Below are 11641 nucleotides of genomic sequence, written 5' to 3' on the forward strand. Positions count from 1 at the left end.
AATCATGGAAAGAGTCCTCCTTTTAGCGCTTAGCGCCTTCTTTTCTTGTTTGAGGACTCTTTCTTTTTTTGTCTGGAATATCCTCCCTCTCTTCTTCAAGCGTCCCTACGAAATTTGCGTGGACCCAATCCTAGAATCCTAGGATCCTAGCACTGAATAAATACCTGAAACAACCCAGGTACACCTGGCCCCTGACCCACCCCAGGCTCAAGACTCAGAGAAGACTTACCTTCGCACTCCCAGTGAGAATTGGCAGACGATTTGCATAGCCATAGGCAAAAAGACCCCCTGGTCAGACAAACCAGAGGGCCAAAACACTAGATCGACTACTATTGGGTTTTAAGGTCGGCGATACGGGCTTGGATGGCCTCTACCGTGGGACTGACTTCTGCCAGATAAAGGTCCAGCAGCCGTTTGATTTCATCCAGCTTATCCACCTGCCCATTTAACAACTCAGCCCACGCCGTGTACACCAATCGGTTTACATCCGTGGCCAGCGGACCCAAGGGATCCACAAACCGTGGCTGGCGAAGTTCAGGAATCTGTAACGCCAACGGCAGCACATGGGTCTGCTGGAAGTCTGTGTATACATCGCCCACCTTTTCCAGATAGGATCGGAAGGGCAGCGGTGCTAATTGACCAGAGTCCTTGTAAGCCAGCACGGCCTCCTCAGCAAAGAGCAGAAACTCGAGTACCTTCCAGGCCGCCTCGGGATTGGCCGATGTCTTGGGGATCCCATAGGGATAGCTGGGCTCAATGGACCCGTCTACATAACCGTGTCCAGCGGGCCCCGTAGGCGCCGCCACCACACCCATGCGAAAAGGCAATGAGTCCTCTTGCATGTCCGCATTCAGCCACTCGAAATGCATGCCTACAGAACCGCCAGGCCACCAGATCCCCGGGTTCGGCGGGATCGTGGAATGCCACTGCCCGATGAAGCCAAAGGCCTCCTTAGCTTCCAGGCTGTTGATGGCGGACTCGGAGAAGTCCTCGGCAATAATGCTACCCCCAAAGGAATACAAGATATTCTGCCACAGGGGATACCACTGGCGGTCCAAGCGCAAGCTACCTAAATCTCCTACCCGCAGCACACGTCCTTGGGCATCAATTTCCGTCATCTTTTGGCTCATGTTCAACATTTCATCCCAAGTCCAGTTGACATCGGGTACAGAAAAGGCCATGGAATCCAGCATATCCAGATTCAACCAGCACACCAATGCATTCTGAAACCAGTTGGGTTGGGAAATGCTATAGAGCTTGCCCTGGTAACGGTCCTTCTTAAAACTATCTGGAGGCAGCTCAGCGGGGTCATAATACGGCGACTCCAACAGGAAAGGTTCTAGTTCAATGAAACCGTCACTCCCCATGAACTCAAACCATAAAGTTCCTGGGATCCGCACCACATCGGGCAGGGTACCTGTAGCGGCCTGCAACATGATCCTTGAAATATAGGTTTCATATTCGACGATTTCAATCTGGATCTCGATTTCCTCATCGCCGTATACCTCATAGAAGGCCTCCACCAATGCCTCGTAGAGTCGGAGTACCGGTTCCCCACCATGCTGCGCCACCCGGACCACGGTCTTGCCCAGGGCTACTTGTGACAACAACAGTAATCCAATGAACAGAAAACATACAAACAAGCTCTTACGCATAAGGTGGCCTCCTGTCTAGCTTTAGTCTTCGTATGAGAAATTGATGATCAATTCCTCGCCGTCCAACCCCATGATCCTCACCTTTGCCTCCTCCCGACTGCCCTGGACAAAGGGACTATCGTAGGTTAACTCCGGATCCAGATCAACAGTCTCGCCATTGATCTTGGGGATGGTGGTTTGACTCAGATCCCACTCAATTACACTACCGGTCTCCAAATCTGTATATGTGAGCACACCGGTGTTGATACTATAGCCCTTTTGCAGTACCGCATTGCAGAAGTCCTCAAAGGTGGGCAGCTTTTCATTCTTTCGCACCACTTGGATAATCACCGGAGAAGCACCATTGGTCACCACGTAATAGCCATCTGCAAACTTGGGCTGCAAAGTACCCACCGCTGCAGTGACAGCCATGTAACTGTTGCCCAACTCCGCAAACATCCACCCTTGCTTGTTCACCGATTTCACACCGGGGGTGACAAAGATGCGCAAGTGGCTAGCATGGTGGGCTTCCTTGCCCAGCTGTGCGATGATGGTTCCACCGGCATGGATCCCCCGCATGTCGTAATAGGTGTTATCTCGGTGGCCGGCATAACAAGCCTCCACGAAGACCCGCTGGCCAGTAGCGAAAATGGCACCGAACCACCGGTTCTGCTCCGTAATCCGGGTGTAGTGCCTGTTGGGATCTTGCACCAGGGCTCCGAGGACAAAGTCCGGGGTACAATAGGTTGTGCGCACAAACTGACTGGGGATAGACAGAATATAAGTCCCCGCCGCATCATCATTGATCCCTTCACCGGGGATCCGCCGAACCACGTTGTACACACCCCGTTGCTCCCAACTTCGCGCCAAGTTCTCTACCACTGGGTGCATGCGGTAGCTCGTGGTGGCCGGATGCAACTGCAGGTACTGGGTGGTGGTAGTGCCAATCCCCGTCAAGAAATAGAAAAAGGCCCGGGTATTGTCCCCCGTGGGATTCTCGGAGTTGACCACCTTATAGGACCGGACCTTCGCCCCACCCCGCACACCATCGATTTGTTCAATGGCATACAAAGCCCAGTACAGATCCAGAAAATCCTGCGCGGCTTTACGTATCAGGGAATCACCAAAGTCATACAAGTTAAGCATTGGTTCCAAATAGATCTGCCCATAGCAGGGGCTGGCCACCTCCGCCAGCAACCCTTCCCGGGCCCGGAAGGCTACATAGGCAAAGAACCACTCTCGCCACGCCCGATAGTGGTCCGCAGCCTTCCCCCCATGTTCATAGGCTCTCTCGGCATACTCCTCATCTTGGGCCAGCCACATAGAGGCCAAGAGATTAAAGCCTTTCCGCATGAAGTCGTGGTTCTCACTGCCATAAACAACGTGCAGTTCAGTGCTGTCTTCGATCTTGGAAACCGCTGAGACACGGCGCCAAAAGATCTCCAACAGCTTCGCTGCAGTAGCTTCGTTAAGCCCCTGTTTTCCTGCTTCCAGTTGCCTCAAGTGCAGCCCGTAAAGACGTACCAAAAGCCCCAGGGCCCAATAAGAATCATGATCCGCCTGAATCTTTTCCGACGGCTCCTCGGGCCAGTTCTCGTAAATCCAGCTTACCAGTTCATCCACTTCCCCCAGACGGAGTCGGTAGATGAAGTTCTGGGGCTCCAGGACATACAAGGCGAAATCGGCCAGGGCCATGGATGCCCGGGTGCGGAAAGGCATCTGCTCAGTAATCTCCGCAACCCGGTCCCGCCAACTGTCGATAAAGAGTTTTCCCCGCATTGTCACCAAGTCACTGGCCGCCTCCGCCGCTATGGTCGTGGTGGATAGGATCAACAGGACCACGACAACTAATACCGCATATAACAACCTGCTTCCCCCCATCGTTATGCCACCTACTTTGCTTGGATTGGGCCTACTCCACCTTCACCAGACTCAAATCATCAATCCAGACTTTGCCCTTTCCGTCCACCTGTACGGCAAACCGAATCTTTTCGGTCCCCTCCGGCGCATACACAGTGGCTTCAATCAATTGCCAATCACTGGTCCCTGCCACGTATCCGGAAAAGGCCCGGGCATACATTTCGTTCCCCAGCGCATTTTTGCAATCCAGGACGAAATGAACTCCTTGCCCGCCCCACAGTCCTTCGGTCTTCACCCAGGCGGTGGCTTTAAAGGTTACCCCGACGCAAGGCCCTTGATATTCCTGTACGATGTTGTTATTCCACCACTTGCCGGAAAAGTCGTCGGGAACGCTGATTAACGCCGAGGCGGACCCCCAATGACTCACCGTCTCATCATAGGTTACCATCGCCGGTGTATCAGAACCCCAATTCATCGGCCGACCGGCATTGCCTTTCACTTCCAAACTGGGATTACGGAATAGGTTTTGCCGTGGAATGCGCACAACCACTTCCGGCTCCAGGACAATCTCCGCACTATAGGTCTCTAGGGGCACTGTCAACTGATACTTACCCTCCTGAAAACCCGCAATTTCCACTGTGCCATCGTCCCCGGTGATGCCCACCCATTCAGTAGTCCCATCGTTTAAGACCACCACGGTCCAGGCGATAGGCTTGCCTTCGTCATCCAGCAACGTTAAGGATTGGGCTGCTTGGGCTGCGATCACAATGTTTAATAAAAGTACCAATATTCCCACGATAGCAAATATTTTTCTCATTAGCATGCTCCCTCCCGGATAGATTCTTCCCGATGACTGTCTAGGTATCTATCTTTTCTTACAAAGACCCTCCCGCCAGTGCGTCACCTCCCCGGAACCATCTCTCGACGTGGCTGGATTAACCCAAACCATTTAGAACCAAGCCCGACCAAGCAGACCCGAGTCATCTCCTGCGCACCCGAAAGACCATACACTTACAGAACCTACACCGCCAACTACATCTCCCAAATCTGCTCCCCTAGGCTACACCGCTAAAGAACAAGATATATATATAATTATGTACTCTCCATACCGGTCGGTTATATTTCCATACTTCGACGCTCGTTACCCAATTCCTTCTGTAACTATCCATACCGCGGTTTTTTTGACAACCTTGTGCGACAGACTTCTCGAGCTTCAGAACCGCGGTCACAATATACATTCAGGTCGCTCCTCCCCTTGGGTCAGGAGGTTCTTTCTTAGCAGTACATCCTGGGCCTGTTTAATGCGCTCACAGACGGTCCTGACCTCTTCCTTGCCCGACCAGGCGCGCCAGGATTCGTTAATAGCTAACAGCCACGGTTCAATGGTCCGACCTTCCCAGGCCAGCCGCGCAAAGGGCAGCTCCTCTAAGAAGAGACGGTGCTCCGAAGACAACTGCTTTATCACCGCCCGACTGGGTGGCAATCCATAACCGACCTCCGCCAATAAACCCTGTACTTCCCGCCCAGCCACGAACCTGATAAATTCCCAGGCCAGTTCCGGCCAAGGGCAGTGCCGGCTGATGGCCATATACTCTCCGGCTAAGCACGTGGCACGCACTTTGCCCTGGGGCAAGGGTACCACTCCCCATTGAAAACCAAGGTTGCGATACTCCACAATACTAAAGGCACCGTTGGCCACAAAGGCCGATTTACCCTGTAAGAACAGCTCGTTGTTTGCGGAAAAACGGGTCATGTCCTTGGGCAATGATCCAATATGGTATCTATGGACCAGATCAGCATAAAATCCCATTGCCTCAACTACTTCATCGGCGTCCATGTTTGAAGTGTAGGGATCCTTGAGCATCGCGCCAGCGTTTTGGAAGACAAAAGCCATCCACCTTTTCGGATTCACAGTCCAAGCAAATCCCCTGTACCCTTCCTTCAAATCGGTGGCCAAAGCCGCCAGCACCACGAAATCCTCCCATTTCCAATCGGGTTCAGGCAAAGGAATGTTATGCTCTTTAAGTAACGAAGCGTTATAAAACATCATCACCGGTGAGAAAGCCCGTGGAAAGGCCCACAGTGTACTCTCCATCATGACCGGTTCCATAGCTTCCGGGTAGTATTCGTCCAGATCCAACTGTTTCATCCACGGGGCCAAACTGATGATCTGACCAGTATTGATGTAGTGCCGAATATGGGCATCGTCGGTGACCACGATATCGGGGCTAGCTTCTGTGGTCAAAACCACCGAGATGGCGGGATACTTAGCTTCAAAGGCCGGGATAATTCTCCTCGCAAACAGTTCCACAATCTTCCCACCGGAATTGAACTGGGCCAGTTTCAAGGTCACCTGTTTTCCGGAATCCGAGTCCCTTTGGGCAACAAAGGTACCGCGCCCAGGGATTCTTTCCAAGATCCCCATTTCCGCCACGACGGCGATTCCACGGCGGATGGTGTCCCTGCTAACATCAAACCGGTCGGCTAATTCCCGTTCCGAAGGCAGTTGTTCACCAGGGGACAACCTACCAGACAAGATCTCCTCCCGAATCAGATACGCCACTTTCTCGTAGGCTTTGCGCGTTGCCAATTATATCACCACTCTCAACATTCCCATACCGGACTGCCCTATCTAACTTATTCGTCAAAGAACACCGGTTTCCTCCTAGGTATTGCATACCACACAAAAAAACCCCACAAGAGCCAATGGATGCTGGCTCTGCGGGGCTGTCCCACTATCAGAAGGGTTCAGTTTCCTAGGCATCTACGTAAGCCTTGGCCATCACTTCGACCAGTACACCCTTGGGTAAGGCAGAAACCTCCACCACTGCCCGGGCTGGTTTTACCCCTTCACCTAACCATTGCCCGTAGGTTCTGTTAAACGCGTCAAAACTGGCCATATCGGTGAGGAAAACCGTAACCTCCAGCAGGTTCTCCACCCGGCTACCGGCTTCCTCCAGGATCGCCTTCAGGTTAGCCAAGACTTGGTGGGTTTGCTCTTCGATGGTTGTCCCCACAATTTGACCATTGACATCCAAGGGAATTTGGCCCGAGACAAACAAAAGATTACCCCACTGCACCGCTTGGGAATATGGGCCGATGGCCTTAGGGGCATGCTCAGTTTTGATCTCCTTTTTCACCCGTGAACACCTCCACCACTCTAGTTCTCTATCTTTCCCCCAACTCCTGCCAACTGCTCCACAATCCTGGTGAAGCTAAATCCGCCGCGCGGGCACCTTAGGATGGAGTGTCACAGGCAATCAATGTCCGGAGAAGGCAAATAGCTCCGAGGGAACAGGCCAACCGCCTATCCCCTGGAGCTTAAGAACAAATTTTCAACAGTTCATATAACGCCGGTAGATTTGGTGGGCTTCCTTCGGGGAACTAACCACCTGCTGCACCGCTAGACCATTGGTTGGCAATTGACTAAAAATCCAATCCAGATCCTCTGCAGTCATCTTCCCCCAGATAAGTAGCGGACGACTTCCTAGGATGCTCCGGTGAACCTCCGCCAACTCCCTAGCCGAAGGCCCTCCTGCATCGATATGCATCTCCAAAGCCAACACTCCCATGTCAAGATAGTGTTCGGTAGGAATATATCCGATGGAGTGTTGATGCACGATGCACCCAGGGAGGGACTCGACGATCTTCTGATCCCAGGGCAATATGAAGTCCTCATAGAGCCCGGGAGACATCAGGGCAGTGGCATCCTCCTGGTGCCACACCGTACCTGCCGGTGCCCACATGTTGTAATAGAAGGAACCCACGCCTCCATGGAAAAGAGGGATTAGTTCAAGCTGAAACTGGGCATAGGCAATCCAGAAGTCAGTGAGTCTCTTGCAGACTTCCCGCACCTCATCCCCTTTTTCCAGCATAACGAACAGGAATTCTTCACTGCCATACAGGGCCATGAGCAAATCGGCAATCCCACGCATCCTTGTGGTCCCAATCGGCCAACGACCACCACTGCCTTCGGCCAGTTTCTCCAGAAACTCCCGGGTCTTGACCACCCAGGGATTCTCCGTACTAAAGGAGGGAATTGAGCCCGGCCCTACAAAACTAGCTGGCTTACGGCTACTGATAGATCCCGTGGTATGGTCCGCAATGATGGGACAGCCCAAAGCCGCTTCCAGCCAGGGAATGCCCCAAAAGGCACTACCACTCCAGATGAAGTCTCCTCCACAGGCTTCATGCCGTTCAAAAAGTTGTTGACTATCCCGTACGTATTCATCCACGGGAAAGTCCTCGGGGACAAGGGCCCGATTCACGGGCAACCCCTGCGACGCTGGATAGCGGTGCAAAGGATATTCGCTGCCCAAGAAGAAACCTAATAGTGGACGGGAAAGCTCCATCTTGTAGTACTGCTTGAAGAGCTGAACCCGCTCTTCAATTGTCGGAAACAAACTCGCCTTCATCACGAAAGCCTTTCTAAACAAACCAGCTTCATCTGCCAATACTTTGCCCAAACTTCGGTCACATTTTTACCCTCAAGGACCACGGTGTCACCGTTCATCTGGGCTGAATACTGCTCTTTCATCGCCGTCAGAAAATCCCCTGGGTAAAGATCTACTTCCATACGAACGGGTCCCGGGACAACAAAGGGTTTCGGTAGTTCCGCTGCCAAACCTAGTTCTCTGACCTTTTCCTCAATAGCCTTCCGGACCCATTGGGAAGAATAGCACAGGGCACCGCTCTCCCCTAGGGCTTCCTTTACCGAGACAGTAAAGACACCGGGCAATAGCTCCTCTGCCTCCTCCGCCCCAGCACTGTCAGCGATCACCAACACTGTGGGAACCCCCACGTCTCCGGCGATGGCCGCTTCCACGCCGATCTCACCCACCGACAACCCATTTAACCGGATATCCTTAATATCCGATTCGTATGTATGGGGCAGCAAGGCGCCTTCTGTACCCTCTTTCGCATGGAAACCCAACAGAATCAGTCCGGTGAAAGACGAATCAAGACCGCCAGGCCAATCGGGACGGTAGGGTGGTTTGCCACAGATGGCCCGTACATTGCTCGGCAGGACACTGATATCAATATTCCTGCCGTAGAAGTGCTCATCATAGATCACAATCTCCTTGGCACCGATACTGTTTAGACTGTCTACCAGCGCAACCAAGTCGTCCATGAACATTTTCTGTCCAAAGGCATATTCGCTTCCCGCCGGATCACTCTGCTGGTAGCTAACCACACCGCTGGCGCCTTCGATATCACATCTAATCATGAATTTACGCATTGATTACCCCTCCTTAGTTACCTTCATTCTTCATTGACCTGCACTATGCTGGCGACAATCTATGTTGAATGCCAGCAAAAATCTCTCTTAATCGATTAAAAAAGCCGGCAAGAACATGGTACCAAGCTCACATGGTCTGAGCACACTCCAACGCCGATTGCTCTACCCCTTTTGTCGATACCTGTTCATACAAGCCGTCGAACAAGATTCCCGCACAAACAACTTAGCAGGGACCACAACCTTCTCCTGGACCTGCTCGCTAGTCGCTCGTATAATCAGCCTTGCCGCCTCCTTGGCCACCTCCGCCGCCGACTGCTTTACACTGGAAATGGCGGGGACCACAATCTCATTCCATTCGCTTTCGTCGAACATAAAGAAACCCACATCATCGGGAAAACGAATCTCCGCCTGTCTAAATACCCGTAAAGATCGGATCGAAGCTTGATAGTTTAAAGGAAACACGGCGGTTTTGGGACCTTCCTTGCACAAGGCGACCAACTCGGCCTCGGACTGTTTGGCAAAACTGAAGAGCTTTGGTTCCACCTTACCATACCGGGCAGCAGCCGACTTAAATCCCTGCAATCGTTCACGGATCGTCGAGCCCAGATCATCTTCCACCACCGCCACGATCCGCACATAACCGTCTTCCACCAAGTGATCCACCACTTGACCGGCAACTGCCGCGTTGTTTGTCAGTACATGGGAATAATCGGTGCCGGAGATCACCCGGTCAATAAACACCACCGGAATATTCAAACGTGTTAAGGGCTCTAAGGCATCGGGACTATCGACAGCTGGTGCCATCACCACACCATCTACCCTTCTGCCCGCAAGGGACTCCAGCAACTTGCGCTCATGGGTTGGGTTCGACATCGTGTTGCAGACAAATAGGGAGTATCCTTCCTTGGCCACGGTTTTTTCCAAGTCAACGGCAATGGCACCAAAGAAGTGGTTCATCACGTTGGGAACCACCAGCCCGATGGTCTGGGTATTCTTCACCCGTAAGCTCCGGGCCACGACATTAGGTCTATAATTCAACTCCTTAATAGCTGCTTCCACCCGTTTTCTGGTTTCCGGACTTACAGGACATGTATTATTGATAACGTGAGACACCGTAGCATCGGAGACTCCGGCGAGCTTCGCTACATCACGGATACGCGGTTGCACGACTCCTCCCCCATTTAACCGATTAACTGATTTAATACTACCTTAACGTTTCTATGATGTCAAATATAGCTAACGGCTTCTTGCACAATGTCGCCAAGGCAAGACAAAACTGGGAAACCAATTGTCATTCCACCGAATTCAAAGTCTTTTGCGAGCAATCTCAGACCGACTCTCTGCCGAACACCAAGTTCAGGACGTGAAAGCTAGTACTTTTCCAGATCTTACAGGGGTGTCCCACCGCGGCAGGAGTAGACATCGTCGTTAGCCTGGACAATGACCAACTCGTCTCCCAGCGCAATATCGCCCTGGGGTATACCCCCAAGTCATGGGCATCATGTCCAGATCCTCACTGGAATGGTAGTTCACCATGAGCACGTGCCCACCTGACACAAGAGACAATACAGCACCGTTCTCTCTATTTCCTAAAATATACCAGGGACATCTTGTCTGTCAATGGCCCAGCAGGCTTTCCTTTCATATCCTGCGCAGAAAATCAGCTTTATCCAGCCTCTCCACCTCTCACAAGTTCACCCTCATCCGAGGGTCGCCACCGGTTCACCACCACAATGCCCAAAGCCACTAGCAAGAGGGACACCCCTACGGAAAGGGTCAGTCTTTCGGTAGGCAGTAAAGCCGCGGACAAGATGGCCCCGGCCACGGGAATGGTAAACCGGTACATGGTAACCTCGGCCGCCCTGTTATACTTCAACAACGTGTACCAGATGGAAAAGGCCGCGGCGGACAGGAAGGCAGAGTACAAGAAAAGACCCCAAAACAACGGAGTCGTCCGCAGGCTTCCCTTCAATAAAGCCGGAACTCCGCTGATCAGCAGAAGCAGCGAGCCAAACAATAACTGATAGCCATTCATCACCACGGGATGGATCTTGCGGGACAGTCTCTTGGCATAGAAGGTGCCGATTACACTGGTAATCCCCGCAAACATCAAGAATCCTTCACCCACCAAAGAAAACTGCCAATCAAAACCGGTGCCCTGAGGCTGCCAGTTGACTAGAACGATCCCTGCAAACCCAGCAACCAAACCGATCACTTTCCCCAGGTGGAGGCGATCATCGGGATAGAACAAGGGAGCCAAAACCACAACCAGAAAATTGCCCACGGAATTGAGAATAGCACTTTTGATGCCTGTGGCATGGGCAACACCGTTGTAAAAGAAGAAATACTGTAGTCCCGTCTGGGCTAGCCCCAGCAGGAACAGAGGAAAGACCCATTCCCGCCTGATCCCCATCGGTTGCCGAAAAGCACCGAACAGGATAAAGATCATCACCGAAGCTAACAGAAACCGTCCTCCGGCCAAAAGCAAGCGACTATAGACATCTGTGGGGGTCAGCTGCAGTTCAGCGTAGGTCAGCTTCAAAATCGGGAAAGCACTACCCCAAAGAATACAGGCCACAACAGCCATGAAGGCTACAAAACACTTGTTTGTCCAAAGACTGGAACTCTTCATCGAAAGCATTCACCCATATCTATGATCTCCTACAAGTATCGGGTCTATTATAGGCAAACAAGCCAGCTATGTCCATGCGGTGACCGCTAACAACCTACCGACGGCAAACCAGTTCGAAGGCAGACCGACCCTAGTCGAACGTCACATGTGGGCCTAAGGGCCCCGCAATGAGTTTGGAGAAACCCTTTGCACTATGATAGTATTGAGTCAGGGAGGGTTTCCAAATGAAGTCACGCCAGTATTCTGATGAGTTCAAGGAGAAGATCATTCAAGAGT

At 52.2% G+C, this 11641-nt stretch carries 9 protein-coding genes; all 9 read right to left on the minus strand.

Features of this window, described 5'->3' with window-relative positions:
* Positions 1 to 329: 329 nt before the first annotated feature.
* A complete protein-coding gene (locus GXX57_01870; protein HHV43403.1) occupies positions 330 to 1655 on the minus strand; it encodes an extracellular solute-binding protein in 1326 nt (441 codons plus the stop codon).
* Positions 1656 to 1676: 21 nt separating this feature from the next.
* Positions 1677 to 3500 (minus strand): hypothetical protein, encoded by a 1824-nt coding sequence (locus GXX57_01875; GenBank protein HHV43404.1) that lies wholly within the window; start codon positions 3498 to 3500, stop codon positions 1677 to 1679.
* Positions 3501 to 3546: 46 nt separating this feature from the next.
* Positions 3547 to 4311, minus strand: a complete 765-nt coding sequence (locus tag GXX57_01880; protein ID HHV43405.1) for a hypothetical protein — start codon at positions 4309 to 4311, stop codon at positions 3547 to 3549.
* 408 nt (positions 4312 to 4719) lie between these two features.
* Entirely contained in the window at positions 4720 to 6084 is a 1365-nt protein-coding gene (locus GXX57_01885; protein ID HHV43406.1) for an extracellular solute-binding protein, read from the minus strand.
* A gap of 166 nt (positions 6085 to 6250) precedes the next feature.
* The gene (locus GXX57_01890; protein ID HHV43407.1) at positions 6251 to 6634 is read right to left on the minus strand and encodes a deaminase; all 384 of its coding nucleotides are present in this window, start codon (positions 6632 to 6634) and stop codon (positions 6251 to 6253) included.
* A 195-nt stretch (positions 6635 to 6829) separates the two neighbouring features.
* The gene (locus GXX57_01895) at positions 6830 to 7909 is read right to left on the minus strand and encodes a hypothetical protein (GenBank protein HHV43408.1); all 1080 of its coding nucleotides are present in this window, start codon (positions 7907 to 7909) and stop codon (positions 6830 to 6832) included.
* Complete coding sequence (locus tag GXX57_01900) at positions 7909 to 8733, minus strand: M55 family metallopeptidase (GenBank protein ID HHV43409.1); 825 nt, start codon at positions 8731 to 8733, stop codon at positions 7909 to 7911. Before GXX57_01900 ends, GXX57_01895 begins: the two co-directional genes overlap by 1 nt.
* Before the next feature lie 162 nt (positions 8734 to 8895).
* Complete coding sequence (locus GXX57_01905; protein ID HHV43410.1) at positions 8896 to 9900, minus strand: LacI family transcriptional regulator; 1005 nt, start codon at positions 9898 to 9900, stop codon at positions 8896 to 8898.
* A 499-nt stretch (positions 9901 to 10399) separates the two neighbouring features.
* Positions 10400 to 11365, minus strand: a complete 966-nt coding sequence (locus GXX57_01910) for a DMT family transporter (GenBank protein ID HHV43411.1) — start codon at positions 11363 to 11365, stop codon at positions 10400 to 10402.
* Positions 11366 to 11641 lie beyond the last annotated feature (276 nt).

This window comes from Bacillota bacterium, assembly GCA_012839765.1.
In the GTDB taxonomy this organism is placed as follows: domain Bacteria; phylum Bacillota; class Limnochordia; order DUMW01; family DUMW01; genus DUMW01.